The 22094-nt window shown below is 71.3% G+C and carries 21 protein-coding genes; 9 read left to right on the plus strand and 12 right to left on the minus strand.

The genetic code is table 11. The features are described 5' to 3' along the window. Nucleotides 1–90 precede the first annotated feature (90 nt). The 3 genes from ACLVWQ_RS20635 to ACLVWQ_RS20645 form a co-directional block, all read right to left on the minus strand. Nucleotides 91–513 carry an acyl-CoA thioesterase gene (locus ACLVWQ_RS20635; RefSeq protein WP_414110461.1) on the minus strand — a complete coding sequence of 141 codons (423 nt, stop codon included), beginning with the start codon at nt 511–513 and terminating at the stop codon, nt 91–93. Nucleotides 514–640: 127 nt separating this feature from the next. After that, on the minus strand, nt 641–1312 hold the full coding sequence (locus tag ACLVWQ_RS20640; RefSeq protein WP_414110462.1) for a hypothetical protein: 672 nt from the start codon (nt 1310–1312) through the stop codon (nt 641–643). 61 nt (nt 1313–1373) lie between these two features. Further along, a complete protein-coding gene (locus tag ACLVWQ_RS20645) occupies nt 1374–2582 on the minus strand; it encodes a pyridoxal phosphate-dependent aminotransferase (RefSeq protein ID WP_414110463.1) in 1209 nt (402 codons plus the stop codon). A gap of 86 nt (nt 2583–2668) precedes the next feature. On the opposite strand from ACLVWQ_RS20645, the gene ACLVWQ_RS20650 reads away from it, so the two are divergent. After that, a complete protein-coding gene (locus tag ACLVWQ_RS20650; protein ID WP_414110464.1) occupies nt 2669–3310 on the plus strand; it encodes a winged helix-turn-helix transcriptional regulator in 642 nt (213 codons plus the stop codon). A 164-nt stretch (nt 3311–3474) separates the two neighbouring features. On the opposite strand, the gene ACLVWQ_RS20655 is transcribed toward ACLVWQ_RS20650, so the two are convergent. The 3 genes from ACLVWQ_RS20655 to ACLVWQ_RS20665 form a co-directional block, all read right to left on the minus strand. Further along, entirely contained in the window at nt 3475–4359 is an 885-nt protein-coding gene (locus ACLVWQ_RS20655) for a hypothetical protein (RefSeq protein WP_414110465.1), read from the minus strand. Further along, a complete protein-coding gene (locus ACLVWQ_RS20660; RefSeq protein WP_414110466.1) occupies nt 4359–5633 on the minus strand; it encodes a VWA domain-containing protein in 1275 nt (424 codons plus the stop codon). Before ACLVWQ_RS20660 ends, ACLVWQ_RS20655 begins: the two co-directional genes overlap by 1 nt. Before the next feature lie 101 nt (nt 5634–5734). After that, complete coding sequence (locus ACLVWQ_RS20665) at nt 5735–7264, minus strand: IucA/IucC family protein (RefSeq protein WP_414110467.1); 1530 nt, start codon at nt 7262–7264, stop codon at nt 5735–5737. 117 nt (nt 7265–7381) lie between these two features. Between ACLVWQ_RS20665 and ACLVWQ_RS20670 the strand changes: the two genes are divergently transcribed. Continuing rightward, on the plus strand, nt 7382–8995 hold the full coding sequence (locus ACLVWQ_RS20670; RefSeq protein WP_414110468.1) for an IucA/IucC family protein: 1614 nt from the start codon (nt 7382–7384) through the stop codon (nt 8993–8995). 121 nt (nt 8996–9116) lie between these two features. Then, nucleotides 9117–10013 carry a putative sugar O-methyltransferase gene (locus ACLVWQ_RS20675; RefSeq protein WP_414110469.1) on the plus strand — a complete coding sequence of 299 codons (897 nt, stop codon included), beginning with the start codon at nt 9117–9119 and terminating at the stop codon, nt 10011–10013. A gap of 62 nt (nt 10014–10075) precedes the next feature. On the opposite strand, the gene ACLVWQ_RS20680 is transcribed toward ACLVWQ_RS20675, so the two are convergent. From ACLVWQ_RS20680 to ACLVWQ_RS20690, 3 genes are all read right to left on the minus strand, one after another. Then, nucleotides 10076–10774, minus strand: a complete 699-nt coding sequence (locus ACLVWQ_RS20680; RefSeq protein ID WP_414110470.1) for a permease prefix domain 1-containing protein — start codon at nt 10772–10774, stop codon at nt 10076–10078. Then, nucleotides 10771–11124 (minus strand): PadR family transcriptional regulator, encoded by a 354-nt coding sequence (locus tag ACLVWQ_RS20685; RefSeq protein WP_414110471.1) that lies wholly within the window; start codon nt 11122–11124, stop codon nt 10771–10773. Before ACLVWQ_RS20685 ends, ACLVWQ_RS20680 begins: the two co-directional genes overlap by 4 nt. Nucleotides 11125–11289: 165 nt before the next feature. Continuing rightward, nucleotides 11290–12546 (minus strand): MFS transporter, encoded by a 1257-nt coding sequence (locus ACLVWQ_RS20690; protein ID WP_414110473.1) that lies wholly within the window; start codon nt 12544–12546, stop codon nt 11290–11292. A gap of 328 nt (nt 12547–12874) precedes the next feature. On the opposite strand from ACLVWQ_RS20690, the gene ACLVWQ_RS20695 reads away from it, so the two are divergent. After that, nucleotides 12875–13546 (plus strand): TetR/AcrR family transcriptional regulator, encoded by a 672-nt coding sequence (locus ACLVWQ_RS20695; RefSeq protein ID WP_414110474.1) that lies wholly within the window; start codon nt 12875–12877, stop codon nt 13544–13546. On the opposite strand, the gene ACLVWQ_RS20700 is transcribed toward ACLVWQ_RS20695, so the two are convergent. The 3 genes from ACLVWQ_RS20700 to hemH are packed head-to-tail and all read right to left on the minus strand — an operon-like array spanning nt 13507 to nt 16627. Beyond that, a complete protein-coding gene (locus tag ACLVWQ_RS20700) occupies nt 13507–14097 on the minus strand; it encodes a hypothetical protein (protein WP_414110475.1) in 591 nt (196 codons plus the stop codon). The two genes, ACLVWQ_RS20695 and ACLVWQ_RS20700, sit on opposite strands and share 40 nt — an antisense overlap. Beyond that, nucleotides 14094–15521: a protoporphyrinogen oxidase gene (hemG, locus tag ACLVWQ_RS20705; RefSeq protein ID WP_414110477.1), complete on the minus strand. Its 1428-nt coding sequence runs from the start codon at nt 15519–15521 to the stop codon at nt 14094–14096. The genes ACLVWQ_RS20700 and hemG overlap by 4 nt, the downstream gene beginning before the upstream one ends. Next, a complete protein-coding gene (hemH, locus tag ACLVWQ_RS20710; RefSeq protein WP_414110478.1) occupies nt 15518–16627 on the minus strand; it encodes a ferrochelatase in 1110 nt (369 codons plus the stop codon). The genes hemG and hemH overlap by 4 nt, the downstream gene beginning before the upstream one ends. A gap of 119 nt (nt 16628–16746) precedes the next feature. Between hemH and hemE the strand changes: the two genes are divergently transcribed. From hemE to hemB, 5 genes are read left to right on the plus strand one after another with little or no spacing between them, the layout of a single operon-like run. Continuing rightward, nucleotides 16747–17796, plus strand: a complete 1050-nt coding sequence (hemE, locus tag ACLVWQ_RS20715; protein WP_414110480.1) for a uroporphyrinogen decarboxylase — start codon at nt 16747–16749, stop codon at nt 17794–17796. Continuing rightward, nucleotides 17793–18719 (plus strand): oxygen-dependent coproporphyrinogen oxidase, encoded by a 927-nt coding sequence (gene hemF, locus ACLVWQ_RS20720; RefSeq protein ID WP_414110481.1) that lies wholly within the window; start codon nt 17793–17795, stop codon nt 18717–18719. The genes hemE and hemF overlap by 4 nt, the downstream gene beginning before the upstream one ends. Continuing rightward, on the plus strand, nt 18716–20017 hold the full coding sequence (gene hemA / locus ACLVWQ_RS20725; protein ID WP_414110482.1) for a glutamyl-tRNA reductase: 1302 nt from the start codon (nt 18716–18718) through the stop codon (nt 20015–20017). Before hemF ends, hemA begins: the two co-directional genes overlap by 4 nt. After that, nucleotides 20014–21069, plus strand: coding sequence for a hydroxymethylbilane synthase (gene hemC / locus ACLVWQ_RS20730; RefSeq protein ID WP_414110484.1), 1056 nt, complete (start codon nt 20014–20016; stop codon nt 21067–21069). The genes hemA and hemC overlap by 4 nt, the downstream gene beginning before the upstream one ends. Then, nucleotides 21066–22088 carry a porphobilinogen synthase gene (gene hemB / locus ACLVWQ_RS20735; protein WP_414110486.1) on the plus strand — a complete coding sequence of 341 codons (1023 nt, stop codon included), beginning with the start codon at nt 21066–21068 and terminating at the stop codon, nt 22086–22088. Before hemC ends, hemB begins: the two co-directional genes overlap by 4 nt. Nucleotides 22089–22094: the final 6 nt, after the last annotated feature.

Consider the following 22094-nt stretch of genomic DNA (forward strand, 5'->3'; position numbering starts at 1 on the left):
CGACAGGCCCAGATCAGATCCGATGGGTACGACGCCCGGCACGTGCGGGATTGACCCGGCCGGGCCGGGGCAGAGCCCGAACTGCCGTGGTCAGAGCCCGAACTGTCGTGGGTCGGTGGCCAGTGCGCGGAAGTACTCGCCCGGGTCCGCGACCAGCCTGCGCTCCTTGAGGTCCATCAGGCCGCAGACCGCCGTGATCTCGGCCGAGACCGTACCGTCGGTCTTGTGGATCTCCTGCCGGATCCGGAACGTCTTGCCCTCGCCCCACTCGAAGCCGCAGGTGACCTGGACCTCGTCGCCCGCGCGCAGCTCCCGCAGATAGCGGACGGTCATCTCCAGCGACACCGGGCCCACGCCCTTGGCCGCCAGAGCGCTCTGGGTGACACCGGCGGCCTGGAGGAACGACCAGCGGGCGTGCTCCGCGTAATTCACGTACACGGCCTGGTTCAGATGCCCCAGGACATCGATCTCGTAACCACGCACGGTCACCGGGACGGCGTACGGTTCGGCCACGACTTCCCCATTTCTGCGGCGCGCTCGCCAGGGAGAACGGAGCGGACAGAGCGAACCTCAGCATACTGAGCGGTTGCTCATGAACGTCAACCGCTTTGTGGCGTACGGCACATGACGACGCGGGGTCTCAGGACCGGCGAGGCGAAGCGAGCAGATAGCGGGCGCCCGTACGCGGCTCCGTGTGCTCGCTCGCCTGCCATCCGGCCTTCTCCAGCGTTGCCGCGCAGGCCCGCAGCGCCTCCGCGTCCGGCTCACGCACGGCGACGGCTTCCGGTTGGGGCGTCGCACGCACCCGGTATCCCGCGTCGCCGGTGCCGGTGCCGGCACCGGTGCCCGCCGGGTGGAGTCCGGCCGCCTCAAGCGCGAGGGCGGCGGCCTGCACCAGATGCGTACGCTCCCACGCGCACGGCCGGTCCACGGCGCCGCCCGTGTTGGTCATCCGCCGCAGCTCCAGCAGGCCCTGCCAGGCGCTGCGCACCTCACGCAGACGCGCCGGACCGGCGGGACCGGTGTCGGCGGCAGCCTCGCCGCCGACCCGCGCGGTGAACACCCCGGAGGCTTCCTGGGCGGGCTCGGCGGTCGCGGGAGCGCTCGCCTCGGTCGATGCCGTGGCCGCCTCCTCGCGCAGCCGGTGCCCCGCCGGGGTGAGGAAGTGATCGTGCGGCGGCCGAGGGTGCCGGAAGGCCAGCCCGTGCCGCACCAGTGCCGCGAGTTGGCTCTCCGTACCCCTGAGCCGCCCGGTCACCGGGTCGGCGGCGTCGATGACACGCCGCTGCGCGGCGGTGGGGGGTCGGGTCACGGGGCGCTCCTTCCGCTTCGAGCCCTCGAAGACTACGACCCGGGTCTGACATTCCCGTCGGCTACTGCCGGTAGCCGCTCAGGAACCGCCCGATCCTGCTGATCGCCGCGTCGAGGTCGTCGGCGTGCGGGAGGGTGAGGATGCGGAAGTGGTCGGGGCGCGGCCAGTTGAAACCGGTGCCCTGGACGACCTGGATCTTCTCGCGCAGGAGGAGGTCGAGCACGAACTTCTCGTCGTCGAGGATCTTGTGCACCGAGGGGTCGATGCGCGGGAACGCGTACAGCGCGCCCTTCGGTTTCACACAGGAGACGCCGGGGATCTCGTTCAGCTTCTCCCACGCGAGGTCGCGCTGTTCGCGCAACCGGCCGCCGGGCGCGGTGAGTTCGTGGATGGACTGCCGGCCGCCGAGCGCGGCCTGGATGGCGTACTGGGCGGGGGCGTTGGCGCACAGTCGCATGGAGGCCAGCATGGTGAGGCCCTCCAGGTAGCTCTTCGCGTGCTGGCGCGGCCCCGTGACGACCAGCCAGCCCGAGCGGAAGCCCGCCACGCGGTACGTCTTCGACAGGCCGCAGAAGGTGAGGACCACCAGGTCGGGGGCGAGCGCGGCGGCCGAGTGGTGCACGGCGTCGTCGTACAGGATCTGGTCGTAGATCTCGTCCGCGAACACCATCAGGCCGTGTCGGCGGGCCAGGTCGAGGATGCCCTCGATGATCTCCTTGGGGTAGACCGCGCCGGTGGGGTTGTTCGGGTTGATGATGACGACGGCCTTCGTGCGGTCCGTGATCTTCGACGCCATGTCGTCCAGGTCCGGGTACCAGTCGGCCTGTTCGTCGCACAGGTAGTGCACGGCCTTGCCGCCCGAGAGTGTCGTCACCGCCGTCCAGAGCGGGAAGTCCGGGGCGGGGATGAGGACTTCGTCGCCGTCCTCGATGAGTGCCTGGACCGCCATGGAGACCAGTTCGGAGACGCCGTTGCCCAGGAAGACGTCGTCCACGCCGACGTCCAGCCCGCGCTCCTGGTAGCGCTGTGCCACGGCGCGGCGGGCCGAGAGGATGCCGCGCGAGTCCGTGTAGCCGTGGGCCTGGGGGAGCATCCGGATCATGTCCTGGAGGATCTCCGCCGGTGCCTCGAAGCCGAAGAGCGCGGGGTTGCCGGTGTTGAGGCGCAGCACGCTGTGGCCTGCCTCCTCCAGGGCGTTCGCCTGCTCGATGACCGGGCCCCGGATCTCGTAACAGACCTCGTTGAGCTTGCTCGACTGCCGGAACTCCATGCGGTGCGCACCTCCAGGTTGTGGTGTTGCTTGGTTTTACCAAGTGAACGCTTGGAAAGTCCAACAAGTTGTCTAGACTGCGTCGCATGTCACCTCGCCGAAGCTACGACCAGTACTGTTCCGCTGCCCGCGCGCTCGACGCCGTCGGTGACCGCTGGACCCTCCTGATCGTCCGCGAGCTGCTCGCCGGTCCGCGCCGCTACACCGACCTGCACGCGGACCTGCCCGGTGTGAGCACGGACGTGCTCGCCTCCCGGCTCAAGGACATGGAGCGGGACGGCCTGACGACCCGCCGCCGGATGCCGCCACCGGGCGCGGTGTACGTGTACGAACTCACCGGGCGCGGACGCGAGTTGCTGCCCGTGCTGCAGGCCCTGGGGGAGTGGGGCGCGCCCCTGCTGGCGGACCGGCGGCCCACCGACGCGCTCCGCGCGCACTGGTTCGCGCTGCCGCTGCTGCGGTCGCTGACGGGGCTGGGCGAGGGGACCGTACAAGTGCGGCTGGACGAGGGGGAGTTCCACGTACGTCTCGGCGCGCAGGACGGTCCGGTGTACGGGGAGGGGCCCGCGCCCGAGGAACCCGATGCCCGGCTCTCCCTCGACACCGAGACGTGCACGGCGCTGGGCCGGGGCGACCTCACGCTTCCGGACGCGATACGGACCGGCCGGATCGAGGTGTCGGGCGAGGGCCGACTGGCCAAAGCCCTCACGTCTCTTCGGGAGCCCTGATCGCCCCAGGAAGGCTCCGGGAGGCGCCCCTTGAAGGCCCGAGAGGGCCCTTCAAGGGGCGCGGGGAACTGCGTGCTCGGCCACGACGGACCCGCACACGCAAGCCAGGCGCACGCGTCCCGGTGGACACGAGCCCGGCAGACGTGGCCGGCCGTCGCGGGGTCTCAGACCCCCGGAGGGACCCGTCGGGGCCGTCCGGCACCACGCGTCAGCGAATACCCACCGACCCCGGCCAGCGCGGCCAGCACACCTCCGACGGCGGTCCACACCCATCGGTCGGACCACCACCCGGAGGACCACCCGTCATCGGGCTCGATGCTGGACAGCACGGCGACAGCCGAGTCGTCGGAGTCCTCGTCGTCCTTCTCCGCCGTCACCGCGATCCCCGGAACCAGCGGCTCGGACAGCGAACCGTCCACCGCCGAGGACCCGCCGATGTCCTTCGAGTCGATCCGCACCTCGGTACTCACCGGCAGCCCGAGATCGGCGGCCTGCAGGCCGACCGTGGTCAGCCGGACGTAGTACGTGCCGGGCAGCGGGTCGTTCGCCCACGGCTCCGACCAGGCCCGCACCGTACGCAGCGTGCAGGACAGGTCCACGGAGGACGCGTCCTGGGCGGCCGTCCGCGTCTGCGCGCCGTACTGGCACGCCTGGCGGCGCCGCAGCCCGTCGTACACGTCGAGCTGCCAGGTCGTGGAGGCGCTCGCCTTCGGCAGCTTCACCGTCGCCTGCACGGTGGGCCGCTGCCCGGCGTCCGCGGGGAACGACCAGTAGAGGTAGTCACCCGTGGACGCGCCGGCGGTCGCCCGCTGTCCCTGGTCGACCTCGGCCGCCGTACGGAAGGACGTCCCCGCGGAGGTGGGCGCGTCGGAGTCGTCCGACGGGCTCGCGGAGGGGGAGGCGTCGGCCACGGCGGGAACCGCCGCGACCCCGAGCAGCAGCAGCCCGGCGCTCACCGCGCTCACGACAGCTCTGACGCCTGCACCGGTACCGGCACCGGCACCGGCACCGGCACCGGTGCCGGTGCTCGACTCACGTTTGATACGCATCAGTTGGTCCTCCAGACGGCGATCCGCAGGCGTGAGATCCAGCCCCACAGCAGACCCGCGATGAAGCCGGTGAGCACCAGGGCGCCGAGCAGCCACCAGCCGCGGCCGAGGCCGAAGGAGGCCACGTCGCTCGACGAGCCGGGTCCGTCCACGACGTCGATGGTCAGTTCCAGCGGCAGACCGGGTGTGGTCTTCACACCGGAGGCCGCCGAGAAGGAGTTGGCGACCTGGAGGCACACGGCCTCCGTCGCCGTCTCGTCGTCGTCCGAGTCGTCGCTCTCCGCAGTGGGGTAGCGCAGACCGGCCGACATGACGTCGGTCCTGCCGGTGCCGGTCGACTCGCCACGCACGATCTCCCGGCCGTGCGTGGTGACCGCCCGCAGCGTCACCCCGTAGTCGCGGTCGACCCGTCGGTCGGCCGCGACGCTCACCGAGGCGCGCAGCTCGGAACCGGCCGGGACGTCCACGCGGTACCAGCGGTGCTGCCCGAACTCCTCACGGTCGGTGTAGAGGCCGGACTTGACCGCGGGAGCCTTCGCGCACGCGTCGGCGCCCTCCACGGCGACCGGGGTCACCACCGGGTCGGCGGCGCGGTCGACCAACTGGTTGACCTTGTCGGTGAGTTCGTCGGTGTGCTCGATCGAGGTGTACGTGCCGCCGGTCGCCTCGGCGATGCAACTGAGCTGCTGCCGCAGCTTGGTGTTCGGCACAAGACCGAGGGTGTCGATGGTGAGGCCGATCCCCTTGGCGGCGATCTCGCGTGCCACCTCGCACGGGTCCAGCGGGGCGCAGGTGTCCTCGCCGTCGCTGATGAGGACGATCCGCCGGGAGCCTTCGCCGCTGTCGAGGTCGTCGGCGGCCTCGAGGAGCGCGGGACCGATCGGGGTCCAGCCGGTGGGCGACAGGGTCGCGACCGCCGTCTTGGCCTCGGTGCGGTCCAACGGCCCCACGGGGTAGAGCTGTTCGGTGTCCTTGCACCCTGTCTTGCGGTCGTCGCCGCGGTAGTTGGCGCCGAGCGTGCGTATGCCCAGCTGGACTTCTTCGGGCGTCGCGTCGAGGACCTCGTTGAAGGCCTGCTTCGCGGCCGCCATCCGGGTCTGGCCGTCGATGTCCCGTGCCCGCATCGAGCCGCTGACGTCGAGGACGAGGTCCACCATGGGGGCGGCGGCCGCCGTGGGTTCGCCGGCGACGGCGCCGGCCGGGAGCGCGATCCCGGCCGTCAGGGCGGCGAGCAGGGCGCATGCGCCTACCGCCAGCCGTTTTCTTGTGATCATCGCCGGATCCTACGGAGCAAAGGCACCCCGCTTCAAAACGAGACATCGGACGTGGGGCCGCCCGACGGATCGATCGAAGGGCCGATCGAGGGGTCGATCAACTAGTCGTTCGACGGTTCCGCCAGGTCGGCCAGGTCGGCCAGGGGGTTGGGCAGGCGTGCCCAGAGGTCGCCGGGACGCTCGGGGGACAGCCTCATCAGCGTCAACGCCTTGGCGGGCAGCGGCTCTTCGAGGAGCGCCGTGAGGTCCGCGGTGCGCGGCAGATCCCGTACGGCCGTGGACAGTGCCTCGCGCAGCGCGGGCGTCGAACCCGCCGTCGCCGCCAGGGCGCCCGCGACGAGCGAGCCGAAGAGCTTGCTGCGCAGGACCGACTCGTCGTCCGTGACGATACGGCCCGTCAGGTCGGGGGCCGGGATGCCGTGCCGGGCCAGCCGGGCCGGACTGATCCGGATGTCCGCCAGATCGCGGTAGACGAGCCGTACCGGGGCACCGGCAGGCGAGAGCACCACCAGCAGGTTCTGTCCGTGCGCCTCCAGGGCGACGCCCAGTTCGAGCATCCGCAGCCCCACGGTGAGCGCGAGCCGGCTGAACAGGGCCAGCCAGCGCGGGGACTGGGGCCGGACGCTCGCGGCGAGGGCGGCGACCGGGACGACCTGCTCACCCGTGCCCGCGTACAGGTCGGGGGACTCGCGCGAAACAGCGGCCAGATCAGGGGTGTTGGCGGTGACCGCCCCCAAGGTCCGGGTGATGTGCAGCAGTCCGTCCAGGCGCCCGGCCATCGACTCCATGAACGCCGACACCGTCGCGGCCGACGTGATCGAGTACACCGAGATGTCCCGCACGGAGGAGGTGAGCCGGGCGCTGAGCGCGGTCTTGATGTGCGGCCCGCCCGGCAGGGCCAGGGTGCGCAGGGACATCAGGGGATGGGCGGCCACACCGTCCCCGACGGGCCGCTCGCCCTTCAGCACGTGCCGCGCCTGCCACGGATGCACGGGGATCAGCACCTGCCCCGCCTCCCGGTACGGCCACTCGCCCGTCGACCGGCAGTCCTTCGGCCGTACGGCGACCATGCCCAGCTCGACCACCGGCCGGTGCTCCGGGGCGTACGCGAGCTGCTCGGCCACCGAGAAGCCGGGCCGCGAACGGCAGTTGGGGTGGAACGGATGGCCGTCGACGATCCGCTGCTCCCACTCCCAGAGGGCCCGCGGTCCCCGTGACGGGACCTGGCCGGCGCGGGACAGGGCCAACGAGGCGACGCTGTGCGCGAGTTCGGCGGCGAAGGACCTGCCGTGCGGCAGCCCGAGCGCCGTCATCAGCGCGGCCGGGTGCGTGTACACCGTCGTGTCCAGCTCGACCTCCGTGACGCCCGGGGCCGTCGCGTACGGGTCCGGGCGCGGCCCGTGCAGCCGGCGCCCGTCGGCCAACCGGAGCGTCAGCCCGTCGTACCGGGCCTCGCGGTGCGTGACCCACGGCAGCGGCTCATGGGCGAGCCCGCGCCACAGCCGGGAGAGCACGGCCGAGCGGGCGCCGGGCAGCTCGGCCGCGTACGGGGACAGCAGAGCGGGACGTACGGTGCGCAGCTCGGCGGCGAGAGCGGTCTCCGTCTCGGCCGGGGTGCGGGGGAAGGGCACAGGTGCTCCTAGGGTGAGGGGACGCCGTCGAGGCCGGGTACGGCGCCGGACATCCGGACATACTGAGCGCGAGTGCACCGTATGCAACGAACGGATCGCGTGGATCTCATGTACCCCATGCACCCCACCCCGCCCATGCAACCCAGCGGCGAGAGGGCCGAAGCCGCAGAGATCGCCGAAGCGGCTGACGCGTACGCGGCGGCGCCGCTGCTCAACTGCCTGCTGCGGGAGATCGGTGAGCCGGAGCCGGAGCCGGGGCAGGGGTCGTCGCCGTCGCCGCTGGGCCGGGGTGAGCGGCGGGTGTACCGGCTGCCGGCCCTGGGACGGCTCCTGCGGGTCCGTGACGGACGCAGGCCCCGCGATCCGGAGCTGTTCGCCGACGGCGCCTGGCAGCGGCTCGGCCACGCGGAGCTGGTCAAGCTCACCGCCGAGGAACTGCGCCTCCACACCGGCCTGTCCAACTCCGATCTGCCCGCCGAGATGACCGACAGCCGGGACGCGGTGGCGGCGATCCTGACGGCCCGGGTGGGCCTGGCCCCGCCCACGGACCCGTACCGGCGCTCCGAGCAGTCCCTGCTCACGGGGCATCCCCACCACCCCGCCCCCAAGGCGCGCGGCGAAGGCCCGGTCACCGGCTGGCTGCCCTACGCCCCCGAGGCGTACGCCCGCTTCCCCCTGGTGCTGCTGGGCCTGCGGGAGGACACCTGCGTGGAGGACGGTGACACGCAGGCCCTGGACGCCCTGGGTGAAGCCCCTGACGGCTACCGCCTCCTCCCTGCCCATCCGTGGCAGCTCGACCTCGTCGGAGCCCGCCCCGAGATCCGTGAGGCGTTCGCCGACGGCCGCCTCGTACGGCTGGGGCCTGCCCGGTGGTCCGCCTGGCCGACGGCGGCCGTCCGCACCCTGTACGTCCCCGGCGACGGCCTCCCTGATGCCGACCTCTTCGTGAAGTTCAGCCTCGACGTCCGGATCACCAACGACATCCGCCGTCTGTGGCGTCACGACCTCCTCGCGCTGCGCCGTACGGACAGCGCGGTGACGGCGGCCTTCCGCTCCCTGGACGGCGACGCGGCCTGGCTGAGCGACCGCGGCTACCGCACGGCGGACTTCGCCTTCGAGGAGCTGGCCGTGCTCGTACGGGACGGTCTGCGCGAGCACCTGACTCCTGGTTCCACCCCGCTGCTGGCGGCCGCGTTGACGGAGGGCACGGCGGGTACAGCGGGTACGGCCGGTCTGGACGGCAATCCCCTGGACGCCCTCGCCGATCCGGCTGTCTGGTGGGCGGCGTATCTGCGTCAAGTTGTGCCACCCGCACTGGAGTTGTTCGCCCGGCACGGGGTCGTGCTCGAAGCGCATCTGCAGAACACGGTGGTGGCCGTGGACGCCGAAGGGACGCCGGTGCAGGCGCTCTTCCGGGACGCGGAGGGTGTGAAGCTGCTGAAGGACGTGACGCGCGCGGTCGGCTGGGAACGGTTGGTGTACTGCCTCGTCGTCAACAACCTGCTGGAGATCGCGGAGGCCCTGCGGGAACGGCACCCGCGGCTGGACCTGTGGGGCCCCGCGCGGCGGGAGCTGGCGCGATACGCGGCGGAGCTGCCCGAGGTGACGGACCTCCTCCGGTCCCCGACCCTGCCCGGCAAGACGAATCTGCTGCTGCGCTGGACGGGGGCGAACGGCGCGGACGCGCGCTATCTGCCCGTCCCGAACCCCCTGCGCGCACCGGAGGACTGAGATGGCCGACCGCGACCGACGGTGCCCTTGTTCAATCTTGTCATCGGTGATTTTCGGGCCGTAGTCTCCACAAGGCCGAACGTCACTTCGGGGGAGGTACTCGGTGAGCTTGAAACCGCAAGTGAACGAGCTCTGGAAATACATCGGTGACCACGAGGTCAACGCGGAGACGGTCGGAGACCTCGCTGAATTCAAGCGAAGCCAGATGATTTACCGGCTGACCTCCTTCGACGTCGAGACGAACGGCGTCCGTTACCTGAAGACACTCATATACAACCTGGCCGGCCAGTTGGGTCCGGAGAGCTGGGAGCGGCTGCGCCGCACCGCCGGCCGCGAACTGGGCCGACCGTACTCCGTCACGTACGACGGGGAGCCCGTGGACCTGGACTACCTGCGGGCCGTGAGCGATCTGGAGTTCATCGAGAAGCACGTCGGTCTCGACGGCGGGCGCGTTCTGGAGATCGGTGCCGGATACGGCCGTACGTGTCACACACTGATGTCGAACAAGGACATCGTCTCCTACACGATCATCGATCTTCCGACCACCATGGCGCTCTCCAGGCAGTATCTGCGGGCGGTCCTTTCGGAGGAGCAGTTCGGCAGGCTGACGTTCATTCCCATAGGCGACATCGAGAAGTCGCTGGGGAGCGCCGATTTCGATCTCTGCATCAACATCGACTCGCTCGCCGAAATGAGCATCGAGACCTTCAGGTACTACCTCGCGCTGGTCGCGGCGCGCTGCCGTCACTTCTACACGAACAACCCGGTCGGCAAATACATGGACAAGAGCCTCGACGGCCACGCGCGCGGCGAGGACGCCGTCGCCCGTGCCCTTGCCGCGGGGCCGCTGGTCGACGTGATCGACATCGACGACAACCGTGCGGTGCGCGAGCAGGCGCGCAAGTTCGTCGCGGTCTACTGCCCCGACACCGACTGGCGCTGCGTCGCCGACGGCTGGGCCCCTCCGTTCACCTGGTACTGGCAGGCCCTCTTCCAGGGACCGGCCGTGGACCGGTGAGCCGACAGGACGAGTCGACAGGACGAGTCGACCGGTGAGACGACAGGACGAGGTACGAGGGGTCAGGCCTGTCGCTCGGAGGCGGACGGGTCCATGAGGGGCAGGCGGGCGCACCGCCGGCAGGACCGGGCCGAACTCGCCACCAGGGCGTGCGAGGTGGCGGCGAGCACGCCGGCGAACGCGATCAGTATCCAGTTCGTGCCCAGTGCCGACGCGACGGCGAGCGCGAGTGTGGCGATGGCCATCGCCACACTCGCGGTGGTGCCCACCCAGGCGACGGTGAGGGGCAGCCGGTCGGGCGTCGGCAGCCACCGGGCGAGCGTGCCGGTGGCCGCGAGCGTCGCCGCGGCGAGCAGCGCGGCGCCCGCCGCGACCCCTGCCAGGTGCACGGCCAGCAACTGCGCCGTGCGCGGTAGTTGACCGTCCTGGCTGTAATAGCTGTTCCGGACCAGGTACCAACACGTGATCACGAAGGGAAGGGCGAGTGCGACGGCCCGCGCGGTGTGGCGGGCCTGGGCGATCGTCAGCTCCTGCTGCCAGCTCACCACGAGCTCGTCCGTGGTGCCGAACTCCCGCATCGCCCGGCTGGCGGCACGCTGATAGGTCAGCCCCTCGCGGGTGTGCTCCGACACGGCGTCCGTGAGGCCTTCACGGACCTCCGCCACCATGCGTGCCTTGGCGCGCGCCGGGCCGTGGAGGGCGGCGGACAGGGAGGCGACATAGTCCTCGACGGGATCGCTCTGCGGGCTGAGGGCGCTCACGTGGCGACTCCAGGCGGCTGGAGGGGACTCTGGACGGGATTCAGGACGGAGCCGATCGCCGTGGTGAACTCCTGCCACGCCGTCCGCTCGCGGGCGAGAGTGCGCTGTCCGGCGTCGGTGAGTTCGTAGCAGCGCTTTCGCCGTTCGCCGTCGGACTGCCAGCTGCTGCGCAGCAGCCCGACGCGCTCCAGCCGGTTCAGCGCCGGATAGATCGTGCCCGTACGCAGTTCGAGCGCGCCCCCGCTGCGCTGCTGGACAGCGGTGATGATCGCGTAGCCGTGCAGCGGTCCCTGTTCGAGAGCGGCCAGCAGCAGTCCGTCCAAGTGGCCCCGCACCGCGTCCTGTCTCATGAGTCGGCAGCCTACACAAGAGTGGTGTTGGGTCGGTATCCATCGGCAGCCAACCTTGATCGTGCCCCAAGGGCCAGTGCGGCACCGGTGATGTGGCGTATCTTTGATGTGCCGGTGACGGTGTTCAACTGCTGAAGAACCGCACTTGAACGCCTGACCGTCCGCTCAGCGTCCGGGGCGTCCGGGGTGCTTCTCGTGCTTCCCGTCCGTCGCGCCGGGGAACCGCAGCGCGACCAGGGCGACGCCCAGCACGGACAGCACGGCGCAGCCGGCCAGTGCCGTGTGGAGATGGTCCGCCGTCACACCGTCGCGGAACGCGAGCCCGGCCAGTGTCGCCCCGGCGGCCGCGCCGGCCAGCCGTCCGAACGACAACTGCGCCGAGGCGCGCCCGTGCAGCGACTCCGGCGTGGAGTTCAGCGCCGCTCGGGAGGTCGAGGGGAACAGCAGACCGAGCCCGGCGCCGAGCAGCACGCCGCCCGGCAGCAGCGCGAGCCCGTGCAGCGGTGAGAACGGCAGGGCGTAGATGGCGAAGGCGACGGCGCAGGCGAGAAATCCGGCGAGCGCGGGCACACGGTCGCCGAACCGGTCGGTGAGCCGGCCCGCCACCGGGCCGGCGGCGCCGATGCACAGCGCCACCAGCATGGGAGCGGACGCTGCCGCCAGCGCGCCGTACCCCGCGGCGTGCTGGAGGTACTGCTCGACCGCGAAGAACGTCCCGATCATCATGGCGAAGGTGAGGGCGGCGGCCGAGGAGGCCGCGTGGACCGTGGTCATCACCGGGCGCTCGGCCGGCCCCGGGGGCCGCTCCGCGGGCACGTCCGGCACGGCGGCAGCGGTCCGGGGCACCCATCGCAGCACGGAAGCGACCGTCAGCAGGGCCAGCGGCAGCAGCGCCCACCAGTTGGCGCGCCACCCCCATGTCTCGGTGAGCGCGCCGCCCAGCAGGGGGCCCACCAGGTTGGACAGGCCCGAGGCGGCGCCCCAGATGCCCAGCGCGGTACCCCGGCGCTCCGCCGGGAAGCCCGACACCGCGCCGACGAGCGCGGCCGGGGAGGCGAGGCCGGCTCCCGCACCCTGGATCACCCGGGAGCCGGCCAGCAGGCCGAACGAGTCGGCGAGGGCCCCCAGCAGGGTGCCGACGCAGAACAGCGTGAGCCCGGCCACCGCGACCTGCCCGGGGCCGAACCTGTCCACCAGCCGGCCGCCGGGAAAGAGCCCGATCGCGTACGTCGCGAAGTAGGCCGTCAGCAGCCAGGACGCCGTCTGCGCCGTGACCTCGAACGCCGAACCCACCGAGGGCAGCGCCACGGCGATGATGGTGCCGTCGGCCTGGAGCAGGGCGGCGATCGCCGTGCACACGGCGAGCCGGATCCAGGCTGTGCGCGTGACTGCGGGGCGCTGTGCGACAACTTCCTCGCTCATGACCGGTGTCAGCTCCTTTGCCTGCTTGCCTGCGTGGGCGTCGGTACCGGGCGGCGGGCGCAGTGCGCCGCGTAACGCGTCTGCGGGGACCCGTCCGCCGGGACGAGCCCCCGCACGGCGCGTCCGTCGTCTGGACTGAAGAGGACTCAGAACACCGGCGAGGAGCGCCCGTCCGGCCACCCGGAGCCAGAGCGACAGCCGTGCTCGGTGCCCCGTATCTGCTTCTCTTCGCACGACCGCACCGTCTTGGGCTTAGGCTGAGCGAGCTACGGACAAGCAAGATGTTAGACCCGACGACAGTCCTTGGGCAGAGTGTCTAAGAGGTGCGATGGACTCCGACCGAGTCGACAGGGATCCCGGTGTGGCCGGCTCCGACTGGGACCAGGTGGTCGCCGAGCACAAGGAGCGGTTGCGGGCTGCCATCGGCCGGGCCGCGGTCCAGATCGCGGGCGAGTACGGGCTGGCCGGCACCACCATGTCGAAGATCGCTGAACGGGCCGGGGTGTCCCGGGCCACCGCCTACAACTACTTCAAGGACGTCGAACACGTCCTGTTGTCGGTGGTCGGCGAGGAAGTCGACCGGTTCTACGGCCACTTGCAGGCACGGCTGGCCCAGGCGAGAAACCCGCGGGCCCGGTTGAAGGTCTTCCTCGTGGCGCACCTGGACTACTTCGCCCAGCCGGAGCGGCGCTCGGCGGCCCTTCAGCTCCAGGCGCTGGGTATCAGCCCGGCCATCCGGAGCCAGATGACGGCGCACACCGACCGGCTGCGCGTGCTGCTCTCCGAGATCCTGGACAGCGGTCGCAGCGCGGGTGTCTTCGACGAGCGGGTGAGTCCCGACCGGCACGCCGCATTCCTCATGTACATGCTGGCGGGCGTCCGCGAGCAGGTGCTGAGGGGTGACGTGCCGGTGGAGACCCTCGCCGCCGATCTGTCGCTCCTGGTCGAGTCGGGTCTGTGTCAGCCGGACCCGTCGGCGCCGGCGTCCGGGCCGGTGTAGGCCGGCGAGGCGCGGTCTTCGCGGGGGCGCGCGTAACGGAACACACAGACGTGGTGCCCGTCGGTCTGCCTGCGCAGACTCTCGGCCGACATCTCAGGGAAGGCACGGCGGGTCGCTTCGAAGTCGAGCTCGCACAGGACGGGGCGCGGCTCGGTGCCGAGTTCTCGTGCGGCGGCCAGGCACATGCAGGTGCGGCACACCTCCATGACGACGTCCTCGCGCTCCGTGGAGATGTCGACCGCCTCTTCGAGGAAGCCCATGGCCTCGAAGAGGGGCAGCGCCTTGCCGAACCCCTCGGCCAGCGAGCATGAGCTGATCAGTGGTCCCATCCGGGCGGCCTGGCGCTGGGGATAGCCGTCGAGCAGGACCTCTCTCGCTTCCTCCGGACCGCGCTCGGCCTCGAGTTCGAGATAGCGCCGCAGCCGCTCCCGGAGCATCTGCCGGGTCCGCTCCCGCTTGTCCTGGTCCTTGCCCGCGCTGTTGTCGTCCTTGTCCTTGTCGGTGACGGTGCCGGCGGCCTCAGGGCCGCGTGGCGCGCTCTCTCCTGTCATGCAACATCTCCAGAGGTCGTACGGACGGACGGCCCGGGTGCCATGCCGGCCGCGGCGAGCACCGCGGCCGCCGCGCGGCGGGCATCGCGTACGCAGTCGTTGACCGCGATGCCGTGGTAGGAGCTGCCCGCCACGTGCAGGCCCGGCAGTTCGGCTGCCCCGTCCAACACCTCACGCATACGGGCCTGATGGCCGATGCCGTACTGCGGGATGCCCTCACCCCAGACGTGGTCGTGGTGGAACTCCGGCTCTCCGGCCGGACCGAACAGCGTCGTGAAGAGGTGGTGGGCCGCCCGGATGGCGTCGGCGGTGGACAAGGAGGTGAAGTCCGGGTCCTCGGCACCGCCCGCGAAGGCCCGGAGCAGGACACCGTCCCGCGGTGCGCTGTCGGGGAAGACGGCCGAGCTGTGGACCGCTCCCAGGATCCGGGTGGGTTCGGCCGCGAGCCGCAGATGGCCGAACCCGTGGGGCACGGTGGCCAGATCGCGGCGCCGGTAACCGAGCGAGAGGACGCGTACCGGAGCATGCCGTACGGAGTCCAGGGCGGCGGCCGCGCCCGGCAGGTGCGGCCTCAGGAGCCGGGCCGCGGCCGGGGCGGGAACGGCCACCACGACCTGGTCGGCACGGACCGGGCCGCCCGGCGCAGTGCCGAGCAGCCAGCCGCCGCCGGACGCCGGGTCCCGCTCCAGACCGGTGACGCGCTGCCCGGTGCGCAGGTGCTCGCCGAGGGCGCGCACGAGGCCGTCCACCAGCACCCGCATCCCGCCGTCCGAGAAGCTGGTCAGCCGGGGCCGCGTCGAGGCGGCGCGTCCGGTGGCGACGCGCCACTGGTTGCGCAGCAGCGTCAGCAGCAGGCTGCGCTGCTGACGTTCGAGCGCCCTGATCCTGGGAAAGGCGGCATCCAGACTGATGGCCCGTGGATCGCCGCCGGTGACGCCGTGCACCAGTGGTGCCGCCAGTGCCGCGGCGGCCCCCCGCCCGAACCGCCGGGTCAGGAACCCGTGCACGCTCTCCTCGCCGGACGCCCGGCCGAGCAGTGGTTCGGCGAGCACTCTGGCCTTGGCGACCGGCGTGAGAAGCGGCGTCGTGAGGAACGACGCCGGGCCGTGCGGCAACGGCACCAGCCGTCCGCCGCGCAGGACGAAGCGCTCCCTGGCGCTGTCCGACGCGGGCAGGAGGCGGTCGCCGAGACCCACGGCCTCGGCGAGGGTGCGGGTGTCGGTGCCGTTGTCGACGAAGCCGTTGGGGCCGAGGTCGACGGTGTAGCCGTGTGCCCGGTGAGAGGCGATCTTCCCGCCCGCCGAGGAGGCGGCCTCGAACACGGTGACGTCCAACGCGGGCCGCCCGGCGAGCAGTTCGAAGGCGGTGGTCAGCCCGGTGACGCCGCCGCCGATGACGGCGACGTGCGGGCGTCCGCCGGTCACGGCACCTCGGGCAGCGTCGGCTGCCGATAGCCGTGGACGGGATTGAGGATCTCGCGGCACGCCCGGTCGGTACAGCCGGCGCAGGGGAGCGTGAACTGCCGGCCGCAGTCCCTGCCGGAGCGCAGGTGATCGGCGACGACCCGCGCGAGAGCGTCCAGGAAGAGTGGGTCGTCGTTGGGCGCCGGGGCTCGCCGGAAGCGGGAGACGCCGGCCTTTCGCGCGGTCCGCGCGAACTCGATGTCTATCTCCGACAGCGTATCGAGATGGTCCGTAGTGAAAACGATTCCCACTATCAGGACATTGTGGCGACCCTGTTTCCCCAGGGCCTGAATCATGGACTCCGTATTTGGCCCCTGCCATGCGACAGGGCCGACGTCCGCCTGGAAGGAAAGGGCGTATTCGTGGGTTTCCCCCAGCTCGCGTACGATATCGCGGATCGTGCCCGCCACTTCCTGGAGATAGGGGTCGCCCCTATTGATCACGCGTTGTGGGAGGGAGTGCGCGCTGAAGAGCAGGACCACGTTATCGCGCTCCGACTCCGGGAAATCAGCCAGCCCCTCGCGTACTTTTGACGCCATGGCCTGCACGAATGCCGGATGATCCGACCAGCGGTCGATCACGCTCCATTGGAAAGCGTCCGACAGATTCAGCCGCCGGGTGGCGGCCCACAAGTCGTGCAGGCTCGAACCGGTCGTCGAGCAGGAGTACTGCGGGTACTGCGAGAAGGCGACGGCGCGCCGCACCCCGTCCGCGGCCATCTGCGTCAGGGCCTGTTCGCTCGTGGGCTCGGTATAGCGAAAGCCCAGGTAGAAGCGGTGTGGTGCGGTCTCGGGGCACAGTGTGTCGAGCCGTTTGACCATGCCGTCGCCCTGTCGGACGGTCCAGTCGTACAGCGGTGAGCCGCCGCCGATCTCCGCGTACACCTTTTTCAGTCGTGGTGTGCGCATGCGCGCGATCAGCGGTCCGAGGGCGCTCTGCAGCGGGAGCTGAATGATCTCCCGATCTGCGAAGAGCTTGTGAAGAAACGGGCCGACCTCATGTGGAGAACGCGGTCCCCCGAGATTCAACATCACGATTCCGGTTGGATTTGGATTCTCTTCCTCCATTTACGTTCCACCCCCAATCGGCATGATCCTAGGCTCGCCCTTGACACCAAACAAGCCCCCTTACAGACTGTCTAAGGTCGATATATCGTCGATCAATTCATGAGGGTCGGGGGCCCGGCATGAGTGTTTTTCTAGACGCTGTACATGGCAAGGACACCCATCGAGCGCCAATCTGGATCATGCGCCAAGCGGGCAGATATCTCCCTGAATACATCGCCATCAAGAAGCGGTACGGGTTCTGGGAGATGTGCCGCAATCCCGAAGTCGCGGCCGAGATCACCATGCTGCCCATCCGGCGCTTTCCGCTGGACGCGGCGATCTTATTCAGCGATATCATGACGCCCCTCGCGGACATGGGCGTGGAGATCGAATTCGCCCCGGGACCGGTCGTCGCACAACCGGTACGGACCGTCGCCGACGTGCAGCGTCTGCGGGTGCCGGGACCGGACGGCACCGCACCCTTCGTCGCCGCCGCCGTCCGCGCTGTCCGCGAGCAGTGCCCGGTCCCGCTGATCGGGTTCGCGGGGGCACCGCTGACACTGGCCACCTACCTGGTCGACGGCGGCGGCTCCGGCGACGGCCACCACGGCTTCCGGGCCTGGCTGCACGATCAGCCCGCAGCCGCCCACCTGCTGCTCGACCGGCTCACCGAGGTCACCGTCGACTACCTGCGGATGCAGATCACGGCCGGTGTGCAGACGGTGCAACTGTTCGACACCTGGGCCGGACTGCACGCGCCCGAGGTCTACGACGAGTTCGGGCTGCCGTACGTGCGGCGGGTGCTGACCGGCCTGGCGGACCTCACGGTGCCGCGCGTCTACTTCGCGGTCGGCTCCCACCATCTGCTCGGCTCGATCGCCGGCCTGCCGGCCGAAGTCATCGGCGTCGACTGGCGCACGCCGCTGTCCGCGGCCCGCGCCGCGCTGCCCGGCAGGACGCTCCAGGGGAATCTCGACCCCGCCGCGCTCGGTACCCGGCCCGAGGCCATGCTGGTCCGGGCTCAGGAGGTCCTGCGGCAGGGACTCGGCGGAGCCCACGTCTTCAACCTCGGCCACGGGATCCGCCCGGACACACCCGTGGACCACGTCCAGCGCCTCATCGAGACCGTGCACGCCTTCGACCGGCACGCGGAAGGTGACAGGGAAAGCGACAAGAAGGTGTCCGAATGACGTATCGCGACAAGGTGCTGACGCTGATGCGGCGCGCCCAGGCCGAACTCACCACGGCCTTCGCGGCCTGTGACGGCGCGGCCCGCTTCCGCCCCCACGACTGGGAGCGACCCGGGGGCGGCGGTGGCTGGGCCCGCATCCTCGAAGACGGGGCCGTGTTCGAACGGGCGGGGGTCAACGTCTCCGCCGTACGGGGTACCAGGATCCCCCCGGCGATCAGCAAGAAGCACGACATCGACCCTGACACCGGCTTCTTCGCCACCGGCCTGTCCACCGTCCTGCACCCGTTCAACCCGTGGGTGCCCGCCTTCCACGCGAACTTCCGCTACTTCGAGGTCGACGAGGGCCGCACCTGGTGGTTCGGCGGCGGCGCGGACATGACGCCCTCGTACGGATTCGAGGAGGACGCCCGGCACCTGCACCGGACACTCAAGGAATGCTGCGACGGCTTCGACCCCGCCTTCTACCCGCAGGCGAAGAAGACCTGCGACGAGTACTTCTTCCTGCCGCACCGGCAGGAGACCCGGGGCGTGGGCGGCATCTTCTTCGACCATCTGCATCCCGACGGACCGGGCGGCTGGGACCGTGCCTTCGCTCTCGTGGAGCGCGGCCTGAACTCCCTGGTGACCGGCTACCTGCCGATCGTGCGGCGGCGCGCGCACACCCCGTACGGCGAGCGCGAGCGACACTGGCAACTGCTGCGCCGCGGACGCTATGTGGAGTTCAACCTCATCCACGACCGCGGCACCCAGTTCGGGCTGCAGACCCGCGGGAACACCGAGGCCATCTTGATGTCGCTGCCCCCACTGGCGTCGTGGAGCTTCGACTTCAGGCCGGAACCGGACAGCGAGGAGGAACGGCTCGCGGAGTTCCTGCGGCCGCGCGACTGGCTGGCCGCCGAACCTGTCGAGGCCGGACGATGACCACACTGGTTCTGGGGGTGAGCCACCGCACGGCCGCACATCCGGTGCTGGAACGGTTCGTGCTGACGTCGCCTGAGGCCGCAGGGCTGCTCGACCGGCTGGCCCGGTCCGCGACCACCACCGAGACCGTCGTACTGGCGACCTGCAACCGCACCGAGGTCTACCTGGAGACCGGGCATCCGGGCCCCGCCGTCGAGGAGGCCGTCGAAGCGCTGAGCGCGGTCACCGGCACCCTCACGGACGACGTACGCGGCGTGCTGTACACCCGGCAGGGCGGCGACGCGGTCGGCCATCTCCTCCGGGTCGTCTGCGGCCTGGACTCGGTGGCGGTCGGCGAGTCACAGATACGCGGACAGGTGCGCGCGGCCTACAACCTCGCATCCGAGCACCGCTCCACCGGGCCCGTGCTGCACGACCTGTTCCAGCACGCCCTGCGCACCGGGAAGCGGGTGGAGAGCACGACGGGCATCGGCCGGTCGGCCTCCGGCCTGGTCACCGTCGCCCTGGAAGCGGCGACGGACGTCATGGGCCCGCTCACCGGCAGCCAGGCCCTGGTCGTCGGCGCCGGATCGCTCGGCGCGCTCGCCGTGGCGGCGCTCAAACGGGCCGGTGTCGACGACATCACCGTCGTCAACCGCGGCCCGGAGCCGGCCCGCAGGATCGCGGAGCGCCACCGGGTCCGGGCGGCGGCCCTCGACGAGCTGCCCGCGCTGCTCTCCCGGGCCGGCATCGTCATCGCGGCCACCGGCGCCAGGGAAGCGGTCATCACCGGGGAACTGGTCACGGCGGCCCGGGGCGAGCGGCCCGGCGGCCCGGCCGTCCTCGTGGACCTGTCGCTGCCCCGCAACATCGACCCGGCGGTGTCGCGGCGACCGGGTGTCCACCTGATCGACCTGGCCGGCCTGGAGGCTCGGCTGAAGGAGGCCTCGGCCCAGGTGCCGGTGGAGGAGGCGCACCGCGTCGTGGCCGAGGAGACCGCGGCGTTCCTGGCCGGCCGACGGGTGGACCGGGTGACTCCGCTCATCGTGGCGATGCGTGAGAACGCGCTGTCCGTCGCGGACGCGGAGGTCGACCGGCTGCTCGGACGGGCCCCGGCACTGACCGAACGGGTCCGGGGCGAGGTCGAGCAGACCGCCCGCCGTATCGCCGAGAAGCTCATCCACCGCCCCACGGTGCGGGTGCGGGAGATGGTCTCCGAACCGGGCGGACACGCCTACGTCGCCGTCCTGCACGACCTGTTCGGCGCGCCGGAACCGCCGGCGCTGCAGGAGCCCAAGAACGGAGGTGGCGCGCAATGACCCCCAGGCCCTCGGTGACTTCGGGCACCGCGACCGCGGTCGGTGTCCCCGTCCGGGCGCTGCGCATGGGAACCCGGCGCAGCGCCCTCGCCCTGGCCCAGTCGGCCTCCTTCGCACGGTCCCTCAGCCGGGTGACCGGCGCCGTGTCCGAGACGGTCGGCATCACCACGGACGGCGACACCAGCACCGCGGCCGTCACGGAGATGGGCAGCACCGGTGTCTTCGTACAGGCGGTACGGGCCGCGTTGCTCGCCAAGGAGATCGACTTCGCCGTCCACTCCTACAAGGATCTGCCGACCGCGCCGCCCGACGGCATCGTGATCGCCGCCGTGCCGGTTCGAGAGGACCCGCGCGACGCCCTGGTCACGGCCGACGGGAGCACCCTGGACCGGCTGGCCGTCGGGGCCCGCATCGGGACCGGATCCCCTCGCAGGGCGGGCCAGTTGGCCGCGTTGCGCCCCGATCTGGAGGTCGTGGCCCTGCGGGGCAACGTGGACACCCGGCTGGGCAAGGTGCGCAGCGGTGAGCTGGACGGTGTGGTGCTCGCCGCCGCGGGTCTTGCACGGCTCGGGCGGCTCGACGAGGCGGCGGAGCTGTTCGCCCCCGACCGGTTCGTACCGGCTCCCGCGCAGGGTGCGCTCGCCGTGGAGTGCCGGTCGGCGGACACGGGACTCGCGTGGCTGCTCGGCACGTTGGACGACCCGGTGAGCAGGGCGGCCGTCGCGGCCGAGCGGGCGGTGCTGGCGGAGCTCGACGCCGGGTGCAGTGCGCCCGTCGGCGCCCACGCCCGGCTCACCGGCTCACCGGCCAGGCCGAGTCTCACGCTGTGTGCCGTGATCACCTCGGCCACCGCCCGCCGGCGCACCTTCCGCGCCGGTACGGCGCCCGCCGAACCGTACGGCGCCGCCGTCGCGGGCCGGGAGCTGGCCGTGGCGCTGCGCAGGGAGCACGAGTCCGCGGAGGAATCGTCCACGGAAGAACCGTCCGCAGAAGATCTGTTCGCGGAGGAACCGTCCGAAGAGGGCCACGAGGGCAAGGACGCCGAGCGATGAACAGGAATCCGGCGACATCGGACGCCACGGACGTCACCTCGGCCGGCCGCACGGTCCGGCCCCGCCGGCTGCGCCGCACCGCGGCTCTGCGCGATCTCGTCGCGGAGACCCGGTGGCATCCCGGGCAGTTGATCCTTCCGCTGTTCGTCAGAGAGGGCATCGCCGAACCCCGGCCGATCGAGTCGATGCCCGGCGTGGTCCAGCACACGCTGCCGTCACTGCGCAAGGCGGCTCGGGAGGCGGTGGACGCCGGGGTGGGCGGCCTGATGCTCTTCGCCGTCCCCGAGCACAAGGACCCTGTCGGGTCGAAGGCGCTGGACCCGAACGGCATCCTCCAGCGTGCGATCCGTGAAACGGTCGGCGAAGTCGGTGACGGTGCGGTCGTGATGAGCGACGTGTGCCTCGACGAGTTCACCGACCACGGCCACTGCGGCCTCCTCACCGCCGACGGCCGGGTCGACAACGACGCGACGGTGCGGCGCTACGCGGCCATGGCGGTGTCGCACGCGCAGGCGGGCGTCCACTGTGTCGGCCCGAGCGGAATGATGGACGGCCAGGTGGGCGCGATCCGCGCGGCGTTGGACGACGCGGGACACAGCGAGGTGGCGATCCTGGCGTACACCGCCAAGTACGCCTCGGCCTTCTACGGCCCGTTCCGCGACGCGGTGGAGTGCGATCTGCACGGCGGCGACCGCAACACCTACCAGATGGACCCGCGTGACCGCACCGGAGCGCTCCGGGCGCTGGCCCTGGACGAGGAGCAGGGCGCGGACATGGTCATGGTGAAACCGGCGATGTCCTACCTCGACGTCGTACGGACCCTGGCCGACCACGCCGGAGTCCCGGTGGCCGCCTATCAGGTCTCGGGGGAGTACGCGATGGTCGAGGCCGCCGCGGCGCACGGCTGGATCGACAGGGAGCGGGCCATCAGGGAGTCGCTCACGTCCGTCCGCCGGGCCGGTGCCGACCTGATCCTCACCTACTGGGCGGTCGAAGCGGCCCGTTGGGCGGATCGCTGACGGCTG

The organism is Streptomyces sp. CWNU-52B, assembly GCF_047444975.1.
GTDB lineage: Bacteria > Actinomycetota > Actinomycetes > Streptomycetales > Streptomycetaceae > Streptomyces.